Origin of the sequence: Desulfoprunum benzoelyticum, from assembly GCF_014201505.1 — a bacterium.
Lineage (GTDB): Bacteria > Desulfobacterota > Desulfobulbia > Desulfobulbales > Desulfocapsaceae > Desulfoprunum > Desulfoprunum benzoelyticum.
On record NZ_JACHEO010000001.1, the window covers coordinates 117,361 to 137,018 of the forward strand.

14 protein-coding genes are annotated in these 19,658 nt (G+C 56.7%); 8 read left to right on the forward strand and 6 right to left on the reverse strand.

Going from position 1 to position 19,658, the window contains the following annotated elements; translation table 11 throughout:
• The first annotated feature begins 294 nt into the window (after positions 1-294).
• Both HNQ81_RS00495 and HNQ81_RS00500 read left to right on the forward strand, forming a co-directional pair.
• A complete protein-coding gene (locus tag HNQ81_RS00495) occupies positions 295-1,299 on the forward strand; it encodes a tRNA dihydrouridine synthase (protein ID WP_240191554.1) in 1,005 nt (334 codons plus the stop codon).
• Positions 1,300-1,324: 25 nt separating this feature from the next.
• A complete protein-coding gene (locus HNQ81_RS00500; protein ID WP_183347202.1) occupies positions 1,325-1,651 on the forward strand; it encodes a phasin family protein in 327 nt (108 codons plus the stop codon).
• On the opposite strand, the gene murJ is transcribed toward HNQ81_RS00500, so the two are convergent.
• Complete coding sequence (murJ, locus tag HNQ81_RS00505; protein WP_240191553.1) at positions 1,642-3,237, reverse strand: murein biosynthesis integral membrane protein MurJ; 1,596 nt, start codon at positions 3,235-3,237, stop codon at positions 1,642-1,644. The two genes, HNQ81_RS00500 and murJ, sit on opposite strands and share 10 nt — an antisense overlap.
• Before the next feature lie 282 nt (positions 3,238-3,519).
• Between murJ and fusA the strand changes: the two genes are divergently transcribed.
• Complete coding sequence (gene fusA, locus HNQ81_RS00510; RefSeq protein WP_183347206.1) at positions 3,520-5,583, forward strand: elongation factor G; 2,064 nt, start codon at positions 3,520-3,522, stop codon at positions 5,581-5,583.
• Positions 5,573-6,112, forward strand: coding sequence for a MogA/MoaB family molybdenum cofactor biosynthesis protein (locus HNQ81_RS00515; RefSeq protein ID WP_183347208.1), 540 nt, complete (start codon positions 5,573-5,575; stop codon positions 6,110-6,112). The genes fusA and HNQ81_RS00515 overlap by 11 nt, the downstream gene beginning before the upstream one ends.
• A gap of 59 nt (positions 6,113-6,171) precedes the next feature.
• On the opposite strand, the gene purM is transcribed toward HNQ81_RS00515, so the two are convergent.
• Complete coding sequence (gene purM, locus HNQ81_RS00520) at positions 6,172-7,227, reverse strand: phosphoribosylformylglycinamidine cyclo-ligase (protein WP_183347210.1); 1,056 nt, start codon at positions 7,225-7,227, stop codon at positions 6,172-6,174.
• Between the two features lie 178 nt (positions 7,228-7,405).
• Between purM and HNQ81_RS00525 the strand changes: the two genes are divergently transcribed.
• Together HNQ81_RS00525 and HNQ81_RS00530 are read left to right on the forward strand one after the other, a co-directional pair.
• Positions 7,406-7,609, forward strand: a complete 204-nt coding sequence (locus tag HNQ81_RS00525; RefSeq protein ID WP_183347212.1) for a DUF2065 domain-containing protein — start codon at positions 7,406-7,408, stop codon at positions 7,607-7,609.
• Between the two features lie 145 nt (positions 7,610-7,754).
• Positions 7,755-8,903: a CaiB/BaiF CoA transferase family protein gene (locus HNQ81_RS00530; RefSeq protein ID WP_183347214.1), complete on the forward strand. Its 1,149-nt coding sequence runs from the start codon at positions 7,755-7,757 to the stop codon at positions 8,901-8,903.
• A gap of 66 nt (positions 8,904-8,969) precedes the next feature.
• Here HNQ81_RS00530 and icmF read toward each other — a convergent pair whose 3' ends face one another.
• From icmF to HNQ81_RS00550, 4 genes are all read right to left on the reverse strand, one after another.
• Positions 8,970-12,248, reverse strand: a complete 3,279-nt coding sequence (gene icmF, locus HNQ81_RS00535) for a fused isobutyryl-CoA mutase/GTPase IcmF (protein ID WP_183347224.1) — start codon at positions 12,246-12,248, stop codon at positions 8,970-8,972.
• 145 nt (positions 12,249-12,393) lie between these two features.
• Positions 12,394-13,041, reverse strand: a complete 648-nt coding sequence (locus HNQ81_RS00540) for a TetR/AcrR family transcriptional regulator (protein ID WP_183347226.1) — start codon at positions 13,039-13,041, stop codon at positions 12,394-12,396.
• 201 nt (positions 13,042-13,242) lie between these two features.
• Positions 13,243-14,388 (reverse strand): acyl-CoA dehydrogenase, encoded by a 1,146-nt coding sequence (locus HNQ81_RS00545; protein ID WP_183347228.1) that lies wholly within the window; start codon positions 14,386-14,388, stop codon positions 13,243-13,245.
• 231 nt (positions 14,389-14,619) lie between these two features.
• Entirely contained in the window at positions 14,620-16,386 is a 1,767-nt protein-coding gene (locus tag HNQ81_RS00550; RefSeq protein ID WP_183347231.1) for an acetate--CoA ligase, read from the reverse strand.
• Positions 16,387-16,989: 603 nt separating this feature from the next.
• Here HNQ81_RS00550 and HNQ81_RS00555 point away from each other — a divergent pair.
• Both HNQ81_RS00555 and HNQ81_RS00560 read left to right on the forward strand, forming a co-directional pair.
• Positions 16,990-18,303: a hypothetical protein gene (locus tag HNQ81_RS00555; RefSeq protein WP_183347233.1), complete on the forward strand. Its 1,314-nt coding sequence runs from the start codon at positions 16,990-16,992 to the stop codon at positions 18,301-18,303.
• A gap of 129 nt (positions 18,304-18,432) precedes the next feature.
• The gene (locus HNQ81_RS00560) at positions 18,433-19,608 is read left to right on the forward strand and encodes an acetyl-CoA C-acetyltransferase (protein ID WP_183347235.1); all 1,176 of its coding nucleotides are present in this window, start codon (positions 18,433-18,435) and stop codon (positions 19,606-19,608) included.
• Positions 19,609-19,658 lie beyond the last annotated feature (50 nt).

Sequence of the window (19,658 nt, forward strand, 5' to 3'; positions counted from 1 at the left end):
TGGCTTCGGAAAATTCCGCTGGAATCCTCTTCCACTGGTATCCGTTTACAATAATTGGGAAATGATTTGTGCGTGGTGGCAGGTCAAGGGTATAATGAACCTGTCGGGGCACCGTGCCTCGGGTGGATGTTCAGAAGCGAGTCGGAAGCGCGGACATTGAGTGACTGTGGTGGAGAGGTCGTCTGCTGATCGGCGCGAATTTCTCTATTATTCGCTGTCGATGATCATCGAGGCGATGCCGCTTCACTGCGGCATTCATCCCAGGAAAATATCTTCAAAAAGGAGATGATGGGTATGGCAGAAGGGGGGATCGGGGTGGCAATCACAAACAGCTTGGCCCTGCGTGGTCTGACGATAGCTCCGCCGCTCGCGCTTGCCCCGATGGTCGGTCTTTCGCACTCGGCCTTGCGGACGCTGGTGGTGGAGGAAGGCGGGGCAGGGTTGCTCTTTACCGAGATGCTGGCGGCACGGAAACTGCCGCAGGAAAGCGACCAGACCTCGCCCTATCTCATCCGCGGGAAAGAAGAACGGCCGCTGTTCTATCAGCTTTTCTTGACGGAAAAGGAGGATATCGCCCCGGCCGTTGACCGGCTGCATCAGCTTCATGCCCAGGGGATCGATCTCAATCTTGGCTGTCCGGCTCCACAATTGCGGCGTCATGGCGCCGGGGTTTTCCTGACCGGCGATCCACAACGGGTTCGGATCCTGATTCAGACCTTGCGGGCGGCGACCAACCTGCCGGTCAGCGCCAAGATCCGCCTCGGAGAATGTCTCGACGAGGGCAGGCTGTTGGCGTTCTGCCGGATGCTCGAGGGAGAGGGGGTCGATCTGCTGACCGTTCACGGCAGGCTGGACAAAGAGAAATTCTGTCGGCGTCCGCGCTGGGATTGGATCGGTATGGTGAAGGGGGCCGTCACCATCCCGGTTCTGGCCAACGGCGGAATCTTTTCGGTCGAAGATGCGCGGCAATGCCTGCAGGTATCAGGGGCTGACGGCCTGATGCTGGGCCGGGGGGCGGCATGCCGGCCGTGGCTGTGCGCCGAGATTGCGCGGAGGGTTTACGGACAGCAGATTGCCCCTACCGGCAGGACGGCGCAGGAGGTGTTCAATCGTTTTGCAACGCTGCTCGAGGAGCGCTTCCCGCTGGAACGCCGGCTCGGGCGGTTGAAGCAGTTCAGTCACTATTTTGCCCAAAATTTTCAGTTCGGGCACATTCTGGCGACATCAGTCCAGAACAGTCTGACGATGGATGAGGCGAAGCGGCAGGCTGAGGAATTTTTTCTCCATTCTACGGTATGACAATCGAAAAAACAGGAGGGGTGGCATGTTTGAATTGATCAAGAAAGCGATGTTTACCGGCATCGGCATGGCAGCGATGACCAAGGACAAGGTCGAGGAACTGGCCGCCGATTTTATCAAGAAAGGGAACCTCTCGGAACAGGAGGGGCGAAAGCTTGTCGACGAGCTGATGAAAAAATCGGAGGAATCCCAGACCGAGTTCAAAAAACAGCTGGACGAAATCGTCTGCTCGACCTTGGAAAAGATGGAGGTGGCGCGCAGGGGCCAGATCGACGAACTGCGGGAAGAGATCATGCAGCTTCGGCAGGCTGTCGAAAAACTGCAGAACGCCTCTGGCGCCGATCAGTTCTGAGGGCTGAGCCTTGACCTGATTCTGGCCACGGCGTCGTCGAGCTCGGGCATGCCGAGCTTGAACAACATCACCCCGTAGATCAGGGTTCCGCTGAGGATCAGGGAAAAGGTGGCGACAAGCTGCTGGAAGACGTTGCCCACCAGCCAGGCGGTCACGGGCATCCTTCCCAGATAGAGCCAGAGCGACATGATGGCGGTGGCGATGAGAATCTTGATCAGGCCGGTAGCCAGCCGGCCAAGGTTGAACCCTCCCATTTTCCAGTACAGCACGGTCGTCAGAAAGACGAAATTGAGCAGCATCGTGCACGAGGTCGAAAAGGCGATCGCCAGGTGCTGGAAACGATCGATGGTCACGGTGATGATGACGATGTTGAAGAGAATGGCGAGAAAGCTGGCGATGACCGGATATCTCGTCCTGTTGATGGCGTAGAAGGCCGGGACCAGGACCTTGTTGGCGGAGTAGGCAAACAGGCCGATGGCATAGAGAGACAGGGTGCTCGCCGTCGCCACGGTGTCGGCGGCGGTGAAGGCCCCGTGCTCGAAGATCAGGCGGATGATCGGATCTGCCAGCAGGATCAGCCCGGCGGTCGCCGGCAGGGTGAGGCAGAAGACGATGTTGAGCGAGGAGGCGAGGGTGCCCCGCATCGCTCCAATGTCCTTGTTGGCGGCATGCCGGGCCAGGACAGGCATCATCGCGATCGACAGGGCGACCCCGAACAGGCCGATCGGCAGCTGCACCAGGCGGAAGGCGTAGTTGAGCCAGGAGACCGACCCCTCGGCGCAGGACGAGGCGAAATTGGTGTTGATGAAGATGTTGATCTGGGTCGCGGAGAGGCCGATGGTCGCCGGCGCCATCAGCAGCAGGATCCGGACCAGACCGGGGTCGGTCAGGCGCAGGGCGGGACGAAAGCGGAAACCGGTGGCGGCCAATGCGGGCAGCTGGACCGCCAACTGCATGATCCCGCCGATCAGGGTCCCGCAGGCCATGCCGACAATCGCCGGCTGACCGAAGCGTGGCATCAGCCAGGCCAGGCCGACGCCGCCGATGATCGAGCCGAGATTGAAAAAGCTCGATGCCATGGCCGGAACAAAAAACCGCCCCTGGGTGTTGAGCATCCCCATCACGACCGCCGCCAGCGAGATAAAGACCAGGAAGGGGAGCATGATCCGGGTGAGCTGGACCGTCAACGCCGTTTTGCCAGCCACCAGGCTGAAATCGGGAGCGAGCAGCGCGACCACGGGTTCGGCCAGATAGATGCCGATCAGCGAGATCAGGCTGAGGGCGATGGCGAAGAAGGTCAGCACGTTCGAGGCCAGCCGCCAGGTGTCCTTTTTCCCCCTGTTGGTGTCGTAATCGGCGAAGACCGTGACGAAGGCCGCCGAAAGAGCTCCTTCGCCGAAGAGGTCCCGCAGCAGGTTGGGAATGCGGAAGGCGACGACGAAGGAATCGTAGGCAAGCCCGGCGCCGAACATCGCGGCGAACACCTGCTCTCTGATCAGGCCGAGGATGCGGCTGCACAGCACCGCCACTCCGACTGTCGCTGCCGATCGGGCAATACCCCCGCTGGTTGTTTCTGTGTTTTTCAATGAATATTGTCGGAAGTGGAAGTCTGGAACAGGAAAAATGCACGGCAACAATACCTTTTCCACACCTTTTTTTCCAGTCATTCATCTGAATTCGAACTGCAGCAATTTCCTTATGGGGTTATTTATTTTCCCGGCTTCCGGCCGATGTCGTTCATCCTTGACTTTGTCTTTTGGAATTGAATATATCTGATGTGTTTCGTTCGGAGTCAGGAGATCCTTTGATAGTGTGTTTCGGAGATTTGGAGAGGCTATTGAATAACCGTCGATTTTGAGGAGATACAGATGCAGGATACAAATTTAGTCAGGAATATCGCAATAGTAGGGCACGGAAACTGTGGTAAGACATCGCTAGCCGAGGCCATGCTGTATACTGCCGGCAAGATCAGCCGGCTCGGCAAGGTTGATGACGGCAATTCGGCAATGGATTATGACGACGAGGAAATCAGCAGAAAGATCTCCATCAACTCCTCCTTCCACAACTATTCCTGGAAAAAACACGATATCTATCTGATCGACACCCCCGGTGACGACAACTTCCTCAACGAAACCCTTTTTGCCACCCATGTCTGTGATGCCGCCGTTTTTGTCACCGATGCCATCCTCGGCGTCAAGGGACAGACGATAAAATTCGCTACCATGGTCGCCGAGCGTAACCTGCCCAGCATGATCCTCATCAATAAGATGGATCGGGAACGTGCCGATTTTTCCCGAACGCTTGGGGAGATCAGGGAATCGCTGCCGTTCAAGCCTGTCGTCATGCAGATTCCGATTGGTGCGGAAGAAAACTTTCGCGGGATCGTCGATGTCTTATCCGGCAAGGCCTATCACTTCGAAGATGGGAGCAAGGGGACGCTGAAAGAGACGGCGGTGCCGGACGATCTGGCCGACGAGCTGACATTGTACCGCGAGAATCTGATGGAGAGCGTCGCCGAGACCGATGACGATCTGATCGAAAAATTCCTCGAGGAAGGGGAGCTGACCGACGAGGAAATCCTCGACGGGCTTCGGGCAGGTATTGCCAAGGCCCTGATCACACCGGTCTGCGTCTGTTCGGCTCTGCTCAACAAGGGGACGGCGGCATTTCTCGACACCATCAACCTGTATCTCCCGTCCCCGGCTGATCGTCCGGCGCAGATCGGCACCGTTCCCGGCAGCAACGAAGAGGCTGAGAGAAAACCGTCGGTCGATGCACCATTTTCGGCCCTGGTCTTCAAGACCATGGCCGACCCCTATGCCGGCCGTCTGACGATTTTCAAGGTCTGGTCCGGGGAACTGAAGGGGGACAGCTTTTTCAACGCCACGAAGAATACGGCGGAGCGGTTCGGCCAGCTGTATGTCCTCGAGGGGAAAGAACAGAAACCGGTCGAAAGTGCCGGTCCGGGCATGATCGTCGCTGTTGCCAAACTGAAGGAAACGACGACCGGCGACACCCTCTGCGCCGCCAACGCCCCCATCGTCTACGAGGCCCCGGAGGCGTTGCAGCCGGTGATTTCCTTTGCCGTCAGCGCCAAAAAAGGGGATGAGGAAAAGCTGTTCTCGACGATCACGAAGATGCTTGACGAGGACCTGACGCTCAGGCTGACCAGAGAACAGCAGACCAAACAGGTCCTGATCTCCGGGATCGGCAAAGTTCATCTCGAGGTCGTCGGCTCGCGGATCAAAAAGAAATTCGGCGTCGAAATGGAACTGGCCCTGCCGAAAATCCCCTATATGGAGACGATTCGCGGTTCCGCCAGGGTTCAGGGCAAGCACAAGAAACAGAGTGGCGGCCGCGGCCAGTATGGCGACTGCTGGGTCGAGATTTCTCCGTTGCCCGGCGGTGGCTATGAATTCGTCGACCAGATTGTCGGCGGCGTCATCCCGCAGCAGTATCGGCCTGCCGTTGACAAGGGGATTCAGGAGGCTATGGAGAGAGGGGTTCTCGCCGGTTACCCGGTGATCGACGTCAAGATCGCCCTCGTCGACGGTTCTTATCACAACGTCGACTCTTCGGAAATGGCCTTCAAGATCGCCGGTTCGCTGGCATTCAAGAAGGGGGCCCAGGAAGCTGGGCTGGTCCTGCTCGAACCTTATATGAACATGGTGATCAAGGTCGGTAAAGACCATGTCGGTGATGTCATGGGCGACCTGAATTCGCGAAGGGGCAAGGTCATGGGGATGGATTCGGATGCCAAATCCGAGATCATCAATGCACAGGTGCCTATGGCGGAGATCCAGACCTACGCCACCGACCTGACCTCGATGACAGGTGGGCTCGGCAGCTTCACGGTATCTTTCTCCCACTACGAAGAAGTACCGGCGCAGATCGCTGAAAAGATCATCGCCGAGCGCAAGAATGAAGAATAACGGCAACGACCGGCAACTGGCGGGGCCGGTCCCCGCTCCGGCGTACTCCTTCGCGGTGCTGACCTTGAGCGACAAGGGATCCCGTGGCGAGCGGGAGGATACCAGCGGTCCCTATCTGGTGGAACGCCTGACACGGGAAGGGTATGTGCTGCAGTCTTATGCGATCATTCCCGATCAGTTGCCGGTCATTGTCGATGCCCTGATCGCCCTGGTCGACCGTCAGGCGGTAGATCTCATCGTCACGACCGGCGGCACCGGGGTGGCGCCGACCGATGTGACTCCCGAGGCGATGCTCCAGATTATCGACAAGGAAGTGCCGGGGATGGCCGAGGCAATGCGGGCCGAAAGTCTTCGGAAAACCCCGCATGCCATGCTGTCGCGAGGGAAGGTCGGAATCCGCGGCCAGACCCTGATTGTCAACCTACCCGGCAGCCTGAAGGCGGCGAGGGAGAACATCGAGGTGGTCCTGCCTGTCCTGCCGCATGCCCTGGAAAAGATTGGCGGCGGCACCGCCGACTGCGCCAGCTGAAAAAACAAGGCCTTTCATCATCGATGAAAGGCCTTGACACTGTTGCGACAACCCGTTTTTTAGTCGACCAAATCGACGTCGATGGTCTCGTTGGGGTCTCTCTGCACAATCTCTCCGATGATAAAGGCCTGTTCACCGACGGCGTTGAAATGGTGACAGATGTCGGTCGCCTGACTCTCGTCGACCATCGCCATCAGGCCGATGCCCATATTGAAGGTGCGGTACATTTCCGCGACCGGCACATTCCCCTTCTCGGCCAGAAACGTGAAGATCGGTGGTTGCGGCCAGCGGGTTGTATGGATGACGGCCTTGCAGCCGGGGGGGAGAATCCTCGGGACATTGTCGATGAATCCACCGCCGGTGTTATGGACCATCCCGTTGATCTTGTAATTTCGGAGAACCTTGAGGACGGACTGGACATAGATCCTGGTCGGCTTCAACAGTTCCTCGCCGAGGGTGCAGCCCAATTCTTCCAGGTAGTGGTCGACGGTGAGACCGACCTCGTCGAAACAGATCTTGCGCACCAGTGAATAGCCGTTGGAGTGGAGGCCGCTGGAGGCAAGGCCGATGATGGCGTTGCCGACACGAATATCGGACCCGTCGATGATGGAGTCGCGATCGACGATTCCGGTAACGAAGCCGGCAAGATCATAATCATTGCCGCGGTAAAGGCCCGGCATTTCGGCAGTCTCCCCGCCGACCAGCGAACATTTGGCCTGGCGGCATCCCTCGGCGATCCCTTTGACAACCTCCGTGGCCATTGCCACATCAAGGCGGCCGATGGCAAAATAGTCGAGGAAACACAAGGGAGTCGCACCACCGACGATGATATCGTTGACGCACATCGCCACCAGGTCGATACCGATGGTGTTGTGTTTGTTGCAGAGATGGGCAATGGCCAGTTTGGTCCCAACTCCGTCTGTCGAGGTGACGAGGACCGGCTGTCGATATTTGTTGAGGTCGATGGCGTAATGGGCGGAGAATCCGCCGATGTCGTTCAGGACCCCGGTCTGGTGAGTGGAGGCGACGATCTCTTTGATCCCTTTGACAAAGGCATTGCCCTTGTCGATATCGACGCCGGCTTCACTGTATCTGGACGGATGTGTTTCGGTCATGATGTGCGTCTTGAAAGTAAAATTGAAACCCACGGAATATGGAACAGATTATTGAAGTTTTGCAACATAGTATTAGCCCTTTGGCGAAAATGCAATGCAATTGCACCGGGTCGCGAAAAGACGGGGACAAGCCCCCCTCTCTCTTGAATTCCCTTTCCGGCTCTGGTAGAAAGCGGCCATGAAACTGTTTCTTCTCCTTGTCGGCATGGTCTTTATCCTAGAGGGACTGCCCTATGTCGCCTTTCCCGAGGCAATGCGTGGCTGGCTTGCCAAACTCAGCCAGACCCCGGCCGGCCAACTCCGGGTTGTCGGCCTGGTCGTCATGGTCGTGGGATTTTTACTGTGCTGGGTGGTCCAGAGAACCGACCTGTTTGTAGAGTAAAACCCTGGCACCGTTTTCTGGCCATCTTCATCGACCTCGTCGAATCAGCTTTGTCTCCCGCCGGTTTCGTCATACAATAAAAATAAACCAAAGGTTACGTAACCACTCTACAGATAAACAAATTTTGTCGCAGAAGGGGAAGGATATGCTAACAAAAGGGGCCTTGACCGGTATCCGGGTGCTCGATCTGTCGAGATTGCTGCCTGGTCCGTACTGTTCGATGATTCTGGCCGATCATGGAGCCGATGTCATTGCCGTCGAAGGAAAAAAATTCCAGTCCGACGGGATGTTCTTCAAAGAGATCAGCCGCAACAAACGGCATGTCTCGCTCAATCTCAAGACCCGGGAGGGAAAAGCCATTTTTCTGGCCCTGGCGAGCAAGACCGATGTCATCCTCGAAGGATTCCGTCCGGGGGTCGTCAAGACTCTCGGGGTCGATTACGAGACCGTCAAGGCCGTGAATCCAGGCGTTATCTACTGTTCGATCACCGGCTACGGCCAGACCGGGCCGATGTGGGACCGGGTCGGTCATGATGTCAACTATCTGAGCATTTCCGGGGTCCTCGATCTGATCGGCGAAAAAGGACATCCCCCTTCCATCCCCGGGGTCCAGTTCGCCGATATCGCCGGCGGCAGCATGAACGCGGTGATCGGCATTCTGCTGGCCCTGTTCGCCCGAGAAAAAAACGGCAAGGGCCAGTATATAGATATTTCGATGACCGACGGGATGATCGGCTATCTGACCCTGCCCTCGTTTTTCACCAAGCTGACCGGGCAGCGTTACGAACGATCGGAGACCAAGCTCTCGCATCGCTTCGCCTGCTACAATACCTACGAAACCTCAGACCACAAGTACATCGCCATCGGAGCGGTGGAAGAGCGGTTCTGGCGCAATCTCTGTGAACATCTGGGGGTTCCGGAATATACCAGCCTCCAGTATGACGAGGACAGGCGGCAGGAGCTCATCGCCTTCATGCGCAAAACCTTTGCCGAAAAGAGTCTGGAGGAGTGGGAGGAAGAGTTTCTCGAGGTGGAGGTCTGTCACTCACGGATCCAGGGGTATGAGGAGGTGCTGCGCGATCCGTTGTTCCTCGAGCGGGAGATGATCGTTCCGGTGCTGCAGCGTGACGGTACCCTCAGCAAGTCGCTCGGCATCCCGGTCAAAATGAGTGAGACCCCCGGCTCGTTGCGAACGCCGCCTGTCGATTTCGGGGAGCATACCCGGGAGGTCCTGGGCGAACTGGGATATACCGACGGGGAAATCGATGATTTTATGACACGAGGAATTGTCTGATCCCCAGCCGGCCGAAACCGGCCTTTCCCGCTCGAGGAAAGGCCGGACTGCCGGTAATTTCCGCTGTTACATATTCCTGCGATAGCGGCCGCCCACCTCGTAGAGGGCGCCGGTAATCTGGCCGAGGCTGCAGTGCCGTACGGTCTGCATCATCTGGGCGAAGATATTGCCGCCCTCAAGGGCCGTTCTCTGCAGTTGCCGCAACTCACCCGGCGCCTGATCCCGATGCCGTTCGTGGAATTGGGCCAGCCGCCGCAGCTGTTCGTCCTTTTCCTCGTCTGAAGAGCGGGCGAGTTCCAGTTTGGCGTTTTCCTCATCAAAGTTGGCGTCCGGATTACGGAAGGTGTTGACACCGATGATCGGATACTCGCCCGAGTGTTTCAGGGCCTCGTAATACAGCGATTCCTCCTGGATCTTGCTGCGCTGGTAGCCTGTCTCCATCGCCCCCAGCACGCCGCCGCGTTCGGTGATCCGGTCGAATTCGGCGAGGACGGCCTCCTCGACCAGGTCGGTCAGTTCCTCGACGATGAAACTTCCCTGGTTCATGTTTTCGTTTTTGGCCAGGCCCCATTCCCGGTTGATGATCAGCTGGATCGCCAGGGCCCGGCGCACCGATTCCGCACTAGGGGTGGTGATGGCCTCATCGTAGGCGTTGGTATGGAGACTGTTGCAGTTGTCGTAGATCGCGCAGAGGGCCTGGAGGGTCGTGCGGATGTCGTTGAACTGGATCTCCTGGCTGTGCAGCGATCGACCGGAGGTCTGGATATGGTACTTGAGCCGTTGGCCGCCTTCATCGGCGCCGTATTTTTCCCGCATGGCGACGGCCCAGATCCGTCGTGCCACCCGGCCGATGACGGTATACTCCGGTTCCATGCCGTTCGAGAAGAAGAACGACAGGTTGGGGGCGATCTGGTTGATGTCCATGCCCCGGGCGAGATAGTACTCGACGTAGGTGAACCCGTTGGAGAGGGTCAGGGCCAGTTGGGTGATCGGATTGGCGCCGGCCTCGGCAATATGGTAGCCGGAGACCGAGACCGAATAGAAATTGCGGACATTGTTCCTGATGAAGAACTCCTGAATATCGCCCATCATCCGCAACGCGAAATCGATCGAGAAGATGCAGGTGTTCTGCCCCTGGTCTTCCTTGAGGATATCGGCCTGCACCGTCCCACGGACATTGGAGAGCACGGTGGCGCGGATCTGCTGCAGTTCGTCGTCGTCGGGGCGGCGGCCTCTTTCGTGGACAAAGCGATCGACCTGCTGGTCGATGGCGGTGTTCATGAACATTGCCAGGATGATCGGGGCCGGGCCGTTGATCGTCATCGATACCGAGGTGGTGGGGGAACAGAGATCGAAGCCGTCATAGAGCTGCTTGACGTCGTCGAGGCTGCAGATGCTGACTCCGGATGTCCCGATTTTGCCGTAGATATCGGGGCGGATATCGGGGTCCCAACCGTACAGGGTCACAGAATCGAAGGCGGTCGACAATCGTTTGGCCGGATAGTTTGCGGAGAGCAGTTTGAAGCGCTGGTTGGTCTGCAGCGGTCCCCCCTCTCCGGCGAACATCCGGGTCGGGTCCTCGTTGGTCCTTTTCAGCGGGAAGACCCCGCCGGTGAAGGGAAAATATCCGGGGAGATTTTCGTTGCGCATCCAGGTGAAGATATCCCCCGGATCCTTGAATTTCGGCAGAGAGATCTTGGGAATACGGATGTGCGAGAGCGACTCGGTGAAGAGCGGCACCCGCAGTTCGTTCCCACGCACGGTATAGATGTAGTCGTCGCCGGAGTAGGCCTCCTGCACCTTTGGCCATGATTGCACGAGGCTGGTGGTTTCTTTGTCAAGCTCTTCGGCAATCGAATCGGCCTTCTGTTTCAGAATGGTTGTCAGCTCACTCCCGTTCTCTCTCTCTTCTTGATCTAAAATATCTGCGCTTTCAAGCAGATGCCAGCGTCTGCGGACCTTGTTCGCCTGCTCTGCGGTCTGGCGATGGTATTTCCTGATCGCCTCGGTGATCTCGGACAGGTAGCGGGACCGGTCCGGCGGGATGACAATGGCCTTCGACGACGAAGTTTTCAGGGGCGGTTTGGCGATATGCGGTTTCAGGTCGCAGCCTTTTTTGCTGTTCAGCTGCTCGACGATGCCATGATAGAGAGCGGTGACCCCATCATCGTTGAATTTCGAGGCTATGGTGCCGTACACCGGGAATTCTTCAGGCTTGATGCCGAAGGCCTTGCGGTTGCGCTGCACCTGTTTACGGATATCGCGGATTGCATCGTCGCTGCCCTTTTTCTCGAATTTGTTGACGACGATGATGTCGGCGTAGTCGAGCATGTCGATCTTCTCGAGCTGCGAAGGGGCGCCGAACTCGCTGGTCATTACGTAGATCGAGAGGTCGGCGAGCTCGGTGATCTTCGAATCCCCCTGGCCGATGCCGGCGGTCTCGACGATGATCAGGTCGAAATCGGCGGCCTTGGCGACCATGATCGCCTCCGGCAGGGCCTCGGAGATTTCGGTCGATGATTCCCGGGTGGCCAGGCTGCGCATATAGACCCGGGACGAGGTGGAGATCGAATTCATGCGGATCCGGTCGCCGAGGAGGGCGCCGCCGGTCTTGCGCCGCGACGGGTCGCAGCAGATGACGGCGATGGTGAGGTCCTGCATGTCGTGGAGAAAGCGGAGGATGATCTCGTCGGTCAGCGACGATTTGCCGGCCCCGCCGGTGCCGGTGATGCCGATGACCGGGGGATTGTGTTTGTCGGCCAGGGGCCTGATCGATTCGATCAGGCCGTCGATACCGATAACCTGGCCGGCCTTGATCTGCTGGACGGCGGTGATGAAGCCGGCGATGACCATCTCGTTGGCAGTGTGGAGGTTGTTGACATCAAAGTTATGGTAGGGCAGGGTCGAAAAGTCGAGCAGACTGATCATGTGGTCGGCCATCCCCTGCAGGCCCATGGCCGCGCCGTCCTCGGGAGAATAGATCTTGGTCACACCATAGGCCTCGAGCTCCTTGATCTCGTCGGCGACGATGACCCCGCCTCCCCCTCCGAACACCTTGATATGGGATGCTTTCTTTTCGCGCAGGAGATCGATCATATATTTGAACGACTCCATATGCCCACCCTGGTAGCTGGACATGGCAATTCCCTGGGCATCCTCTTCGATCGCGGTATCGACGAGTTCCTGCACCGAACGGTTGTGGGCGAGATGGATCACCTCAACGCCGCTGTCTTGCAGGATCCTGCGGATGATATTGGTGGAGACGTCGTGGCCGTCAAAGAGCGAGGTGGCGGTGATGACCCGGATACTGTTTTTTGGTCTGGAGGTTGTGACTTCGGTGCTCATATGCTCTCCTTGATGCAAGAGAAATTCGTGGAAACGACTGGGTTCACGGAACCTGTTGCTGGGCTTGTGCAAGTTAGAAGGCATAGCGTGACGCTTGATGACGACCCCACGGGGGCCGACATTGTCCGTTCCATTCCGGCCCGCGTCAGCTTTTCTTTTTGTCGAGATAACACATTATGAATTCAGTCTGTTGTTCGATATACTGATCTATCGTGAAATGTTTTGCGAAATACCATCGCCGGAATGCCCAGGTGTGGCCGAGGACGGAGATATTGTGACTCATCAGGTTGATCGTCGCATCGTCAAGGTGCGGGAGTTTGCCACTGCTTTTGAGTTCGGTGAGGGCTTCGACGAACAGGCCGGTGATCCGCATCTCCGCTTCGGTGACTTTCTTCTGCCATTTCTTCGGAAGAAAATGGGTCACCTGATACATCAGCAGCACGTGGTCGCTCATCCGGTCGCAAACCAGGAAATGCTCGCGAATGATGTTGGCCAAGGCCTCACGTCCATGCAGTGATCGGGCCAGGACCTCTTTCAGACCCTGTTCGACCTCAGAGTGAATGGCAATGCAGACGAGATAAAGAACGTCGTCCTTGGTCGTGACATACTCATACAACGAACCGATCGAAAGGCCAGTCGCCTTGGCCAGCGCCCTGGTCGTGGTCTTGTGGTAACCACGCTGAATGAACAATTGGACTGCGGCATCGACAATCTGCCTTCGGCGTTCTTTGACGAGTTCCTTGTTCTTGATCTGGGTCTCGACTTCACGCGAATAATCTTTTTCAATTGCCATTACCAATCGCTCCGTACAGGGGTAATTTGCCTCGATGTATTCAAAAAAATAGAAGTGAACAAAGTAACAAAATTCTTGATGAACAAAAGAAAATTATGAAAGAGCAGACCTCTCCTTCAGGGCCGTCTTCCCGGACCCGCCGGAAATTCGCGGTTCGGCTGCGATTGTAATACAGCCGTAACCGGCTAATACAACAGGAACTTACCGGCAGAGAGCCGTACCGATCACAAGGCGCTGAATCTCGCTTGTCCCCTCGTAGATTTCAGTTATCTTGGCGTCCCGCATCATCCGCTCAACAGGGAACTCGCGGGTATAGCCGTAACCGCCATGGATCTGCACGGCCTGGGTGGTGACCTTCATCGCCGTCTCGCTGGCGAAGAGCTTGGCCATCGCCGATTCGGTAGAGTAGGAGAGGCCGGCGCTGGCCCGCCATGCCGCTTTGTAGATCAGTATTCTGGCGGCCTCGACCTGGGTTGCCATGTCGGCCAACTGGAACTGCACCCCCTGGAATCTGGCGATCGGCAGATCGAACTGCTGGCGCTCCTTGGCATAGGCGACCGAGGCGTCAAGGGCTCCCTGGGCGATGCCGAGGGCCTGGGAGGCGATGCCGATGCGCCCGCCGTCAAGTGTCTTCATCGCGACCTTGAAACCGTTGCCGATCTCACCGAGAAGATTTTCGGCGGGAATACGGCAGTTTTCAAAGACCAGTTCGAAGGTGGGGGAGGAACGGATACCCATCTTCTGTTCTTTCTTGCCGAAAGAAAAGCCGGGCGCCCCCTTTTCAACGATGAAGGCGCTGATGCCGTGATGTTTCTGGGCTTCCTTGTCGGTTCGGGCGAAGACGACATACGTATCGGCCTCGCCGGCGTTGGTGATGAAGATCTTCGTCCCGTTGAGGATCCAGCTGTCGCCGTCACGGACGGCGGTCGTCCTGGTGCCTCCGGCATCGGACCCTGCCGAAGGCTCGGTGAGCCCGAAGGCCCCGAGTTTTTCCCCCTCGGCCATGGGGCGCAGGAACTGCTGTTTTTGATCTTCGGAGCCGAACAGGTAGATAGGGTTCGAGCCAAGGGATATATGGGCCGAGAGAGTTACCCCGGTCGAAGCGCAGACCCGCGACAGCTCTTCGACGGCAATGGCGTAACTGATGTAATCACTGCCGCCGCCACCGTATTGTTCGGGAAAGATGATGCCGGTAAGGCCGAGTTCTCCGAGTCGGCCGAACATCAGATCGCGGTCGAAATGTTCTTCCTCGTCTCGAATGCGTGCCGATGGGGCGATTTCCTTCTCGGCGAAATCACGGACCATGTCCCGGATCAGGTTCTGTTCTTCGGTCAGGGCAAATTGCATGATGATGGCTCCAAAAGAGAATAGCGTTGAGATAAGGAAAGAGAGCAGCAGTACGTTGCTGCTGTAATTCAACTACATGTTGTGCAGAAACCGGCCTCCGTAACTACGCTGCGAGAATATGGCATCCTGCTGTCCGGAGGCCGTGATACAACCGAATCGTCAGGATCGCAGCCCATCCTCAGTCCGGTCTGGCGGTTGAGGTGGGCTGCGATACAGCCGGCATGTGGAAGATTATTTCTTCTTCGAGCTCAGTTCGGGGAAATCCCAATAGAAATACTCGTTTTTATTCTGCTCCTGGTGTTGTTCCTTCTTGGCGACTTCCATTTCCCGCAGTTCGACCCTTCTGATCTTGCCGCTGATGGTCTTCGGCAGTTCCGGGGTGAACTCGATGATCCGTGGAATCTTGAATTTGGCGAGAATTTCGATCGTATGTTTGAAAATGGAGAGGGCAAGTTCGCGGGAAGGCTCATACCCTTCCTTGAGAATGACGCAGGCCTTGACCAACTGGTGCCGTTTGGGATCGGGGACACCAATGACGGCGGCCTCGCGGACGGATTCATGCTCGATCAGGGCGCTTTCGACCTCGAAGGGGCCGACCCGGAAATCGGAGGATTTGATGACGTCGTCGGCACGACCGACGAACCACCAGTATCCATCACCGTCGAACGAAGCGCGGTCGCCGGTATAATAATAGCCGTCCCTGAACACGCCGGCCATCTTTTCCGGGCTGCCGATATACTCGGTGAACAGGCCGATGCTTCTCCAATTGGTGAGGCGGACGGCGATGTGGCCGGGCTCGTCGGCGGTAGAGATTTCCTTGCCTTCATCATCGAGGAGGACGACGTCGTACATATAAGAGGGATAGCCGAACGAACCGCTGCGCATCTTGCCTTTGATCCATGGCGGGTTGCCGATCATCGCGGTCGATTCGGTCTGGCCGTAGAAATCTCTTATCTCGGTGCCGGTCAGTTTTTTCCACTGGGAGATGACTTCCGGATTCAGCGGTTCACCGGCGCCGATCGACTGGCGCAGCGAGGAAAGGTCATGCTTCGACACATCCAGTCCGATAAACATACGCCAGGCGGTCGGCGGGGCGCAGAATACCGAAATCTTGTTGGTGGCGATGGCCTCGAGATAACTGTTGCCGTCGAGAACCTTGAAGTTGAAACCGGTGGCGGTGGCCCCGATGTTGAGGGGGGCGAAAAAACTGCTCCATGCCCACTTGGCCCAACCGGGGGCGCCGAGGTTGTGATGGATATCGTCCGTACGGACACCGGCAATCACCGAGGTGGAAAGATGACCAACGGGGTAAGATGTCGCCGTGTGACCGACGCGTTTCGGTAGACCGGTCGTTCCGGAGGTAAAGAAACAGAACAACAGGTCTGAGGATTTTGTCTGGGCGGCGTCGGCCGTGGTGGCCTCCTTCTCCAGTTCACTGAAACTGGTCCAGCCTTTCTTGGCGCCAACCACCAGCTTGATTTTCGGTTTGGCCCCGGTCAAGGCGAGCGCCTCATCGATCAGATCGGTGAAAACTTCGTCGGCAACGATACTATCCGGGGCGTAGGTCTGGAACCTGAACTCGAGTTCACGCATCGTCATCGTTGTCGCTGTCGGTACAATGACAAGTCCGCCTTTGACGCAGGCGTAGCTGGTAAACCAGGTCTCGGGGATGATCGGGAGCATCATGTAGAGGTTGTTGCCCTTGTCGACTCCGGCCTGCCGCATGCTGTTCAGACATTGGTTGCCGCGGCCTGCGAATTCTTTGTAGGTATAACTTTTTCTTTCCTTGGTGTGGATGTCGGACCAGATCAGGGCGGTCTTATCACCACGTTCCTTGATGTGGAGCCCTTCGAATATTTCTTCCGCCCAGTTGAAATACTCGGGCATCGCCATGGCGTTCAATTTGTCGAAGAAAGCCTTGGCGGCAGCGGCTTTCTGCTCGTTGTCTTCCATCATGTTAAGGACCATTACTTCTTTGTATAGACTTTCCATACCCATAAAATGACTCCTTAATTTTTGCTTTTTGTTTTAACAGCGCCGATTTACGTCTTCCCTGCCGTTGACTTTTGCTACTGAGCGCTCGGTCGGTTTTTTGTCGACATCTTCTAGCGAGCGCTCGCTCGGACAGTCACAGCTTAAGTCTCTTTTTTTCTGTTTGTCAAAGTATTTTTCACTTCTGCGTGAAGAAATTTTCGGTATCATCACCATCTCTTTATCGATACTGCTGTTTGTAGAAAAAGAACGGCAACCCCGGAAGGTATGGTTTTGTTGCGGTTTATTGAGGTTGTTTGCCGTTTGGTAGGAAAAAAGACCAGGAAAAGAAAAATGATTGACAAAATCCGGTCAACGGTTAAACATCGCAGAAATGATTGAGCGCTTGTTCGGCAATCATTAAAGACAGTTTTACTCATTCAATATCTCTTAAACAGGAGGAATTAAAAAGTAATTAAAAATTGACTGAGCGCTCGGACACAACGGCATGACCCCCAGAAAACTGAGTTACAAAAGTATGATCATCACGGGGAAATATGGAGGAGAGTATCCGGATATCCCTGGACCAGAAGTGAAACATCTACTCACGTTTTACGAAAGGAGGAGTGTATGGCCGCAGGAGAATTGAAAGCGAAATGGGGACAACCCCTGACCGGTATTATTTCGTTTTGTGTGTTTACCGGCATTGCCTGGGTCCTCTGGTATCTGTTAAGCGATCCACGAGGCCCGATCCATAGTTTTCCCTATCCCTTCGTCATGTATCTTGCCATGATGATCCTTGTCGGTCTATGGCAGCACATGTTCCTGGGCGACTGGCCGTTCGAGAACATTCCCCAGCCGGCTAGAGGGATAATCGAAACGATCGTCAATCTTGCGCTTGTCTGGTTCGTCATCCACGTCGTCTTCTACAGGATACTCGGGCTTGGTTTTAATTTCCTGAGCCAGAGCAACCTGGAAGCGCTGGCCGCCGGCGGTTCCTATATCGCCCAGTTTACGGATGCGGCAGGTGCCGCCGTCACCTGCGGCAAGGAAATCGTCCTCGAAAAACTGGTCGCCGGCTCCGCCCGTTACGCTGAACGCGCGGTGGTCTGTTTTGTTCTGATCGGCTTTTTCAGCTACCCGTTCATCACGATTATTTTCGGCAAATGGCCGGTCCGTCCCAGTGATCTAAAGCAGCCGGCAGCCGGGCTGGCCGAATTCGCCTGGGCCTCGCTGTGGACCATGATCTTCTATACCGTACTGATCGTTCCTTTCTGGGGCCTGCTCTACGGCAAAATGTTCGGCACCTCCATCGGCCTGAATTTCCCCTGGTGGGCCAACCTTGGCGGAACACCCCATGTCCACTGGGTATTCGGCTGGTGGGAATGGATGATCGTTCTCCTGTTCATGACCGCCAACGTCTGGCGGATGAAACCCTGGTCGGCAATCAACCTGCCGCAGCCTTGGAAAGGTCTGGTATCGTTCTTCATCATTTTTGTTCTCGGTTATGCCATCGCCCTGACCCTGGTCAAACTCATTCCGGCCTGGATCCCCGATATGACCGCTGCCCTCGAGCACAACAATAAGGACAGCCTGATGCGGTTCCTGTGGTACCATGCCGCCGAGATCGCCGGCATGACCCTGACTCCCTTCCTGATCTGGCATCACTATTTCGACGACATGGTGCCGATGGATGACAAGGATTCCTGGGCCGCCTTCTGGTTCCGCACCGTCGGCGTCGGCATCGCCGCTATAGTTCTCTACATTTTCTACTATTACATCAACTTCGGTCACTGGGGACTCGGCAATCACCACATGGAGCACGATATCGCCGACAGGTTGATCCACGGCGAATCGTTGATCTGGAATTTCTGGTGGATCATCCCGTTGTTGTGGAATGAGTGGTTCTTCCATAAATGGCCGTTCTACAGCCATGAACATTGAAATAGAGCAGTAGCGACAAAACTCGGGGGGATGGATGTCGATCGATGAGATCCATCCCCCCGGGGCCTGTTGGTGTAGATGAAAATCAGTCGGCAGCGCTGGCTGGATATAACAGAGAAGAGGAGTGGTATGAGAACAGCGGTCATCGTCAGTGCGGTGCGCAGTCCCCTGGCCAGTTTCGGCGGCGCCCTGAGCACCTTCGGCGCCACCGATCTCGGGGCCCATGTTATCCGAGAAGCGTTGAATCGGGCCGGGATTGACGGAAAAGTCGTCAACGAATGCATCATGGGCATGGTCCTTCCCTGCGGCTATGGCCAGAACCCGGCAAAACAGGCCGCGATCAAGGCCGATTTGCCGCAGGAGGTCGAGGCCATCACCGTCAACAAGGTCTGCGGTTCCTCGCTCAAGGCAGTGATGCTGGCCGCCCAGGCAATCCAGTGCGGCGATGCCGAGGTTGTCGTCGCCGGCGGCATGGAAAACATGAGCATGGCCCCATATTATATTGACAAGGCCAGATGGGGTCTCCGTATGGGACCGGGGAAAATCGAGGATCACATGGTGCATGACGGCCTGTGGGATATCGTCAACGATTTCCACATGGGTATGTCGAATGAACTGATCAGCGATAAATGGCAGGTCAGCCGGGAAGACCAGGACCGCTTCGCCGCCGAGTCATACCGTCGGGCGCTGGCGGCATCGACAAGCGGGCTGTTCGACGAGGAAATCGCCCCGGTTCCGGTTCCCGGCAAGAAGGGAAGTGTAAAAATTTTTGCCCGTGACGAATGCCCGGTCGATACTCCTTATCAGACCCTGGAGAAGATGCGGCCGGTGTTCAGAAAGGATGGCATGGGGACTGCCGGTAATGCCTCGATCATCAGTGACGGCGCGGCGGCAGTAGTTGTCATGAGCCGGGAAAAGGCGGAAGAACTCGGATGCCCGATCATGGCCGAGATCGGTGCCCAGGCCTCGGCCGGCATCGAGCTGCAGTACGTGTTGATGGCCCCGATCCTTGCGATTCCTAAAGTACTGAAAAAAGAGGGGATAACGATCAATGACGTGGACATTTTCGAAATCAACGAGGCCTTCAGCGGCTCCTCCGTCGCCATCAACCGGGTACTGGGCCTCGATGATGCCAGGGTTGACGTCAACGGCGGCAGCGTCGCCCTCGGTCATCCGATCGGGGCCAGCGGCGCCCGGCTCCTGACGACCCTGCTATACCAGATGCGGCGTCAGGATGCCCGGACGGGTCTGGTGTCGCTCTGTCTCGGCGGCGGCGAGGCGGTGGCCCTCGTAGTCAAACGTTGAAATCGACCCGCACAGAGTGGTATTGCTGGTAATTTTATAACCGACAGGGG

Coding starts and splice junctions, on each gene's coding strand:
- HNQ81_RS00495 (WP_240191554.1), top strand. CDS start 295: ATGGCAGAAGGGGGGATCGGGGTGGCAATCACAAACAGCTTGGCCCTG.
- HNQ81_RS00500 (WP_183347202.1), top strand. CDS start 1,325: ATGTTTGAATTGATCAAGAAAGCGATGTTTACCGGCATCGGCATGGCA.
- fusA (WP_183347206.1), top strand. CDS start 3,520: ATGCAGGATACAAATTTAGTCAGGAATATCGCAATAGTAGGGCACGGA.
- HNQ81_RS00515 (WP_183347208.1), top strand. CDS start 5,573: ATGAAGAATAACGGCAACGACCGGCAACTGGCGGGGCCGGTCCCCGCT.
- purM (WP_183347210.1), bottom strand. CDS start 7,227: ATGACCGAAACACATCCGTCCAGATACAGTGAAGCCGGCGTCGATATC.
- HNQ81_RS00525 (WP_183347212.1), top strand. CDS start 7,406: ATGAAACTGTTTCTTCTCCTTGTCGGCATGGTCTTTATCCTAGAGGGA.
- HNQ81_RS00530 (WP_183347214.1), top strand. CDS start 7,755: ATGCTAACAAAAGGGGCCTTGACCGGTATCCGGGTGCTCGATCTGTCG.
- icmF (WP_183347224.1), bottom strand. CDS start 12,248: ATGAGCACCGAAGTCACAACCTCCAGACCAAAAAACAGTATCCGGGTC.
- HNQ81_RS00540 (WP_183347226.1), bottom strand. CDS start 13,041: ATGGCAATTGAAAAAGATTATTCGCGTGAAGTCGAGACCCAGATCAAG.
- HNQ81_RS00545 (WP_183347228.1), bottom strand. CDS start 14,388: ATGCAATTTGCCCTGACCGAAGAACAGAACCTGATCCGGGACATGGTC.
- HNQ81_RS00550 (WP_183347231.1), bottom strand. CDS start 16,386: ATGGGTATGGAAAGTCTATACAAAGAAGTAATGGTCCTTAACATGATG.
- HNQ81_RS00555 (WP_183347233.1), top strand. CDS start 16,990: ATGGCCGCAGGAGAATTGAAAGCGAAATGGGGACAACCCCTGACCGGT.
- HNQ81_RS00560 (WP_183347235.1), top strand. CDS start 18,433: ATGAGAACAGCGGTCATCGTCAGTGCGGTGCGCAGTCCCCTGGCCAGT.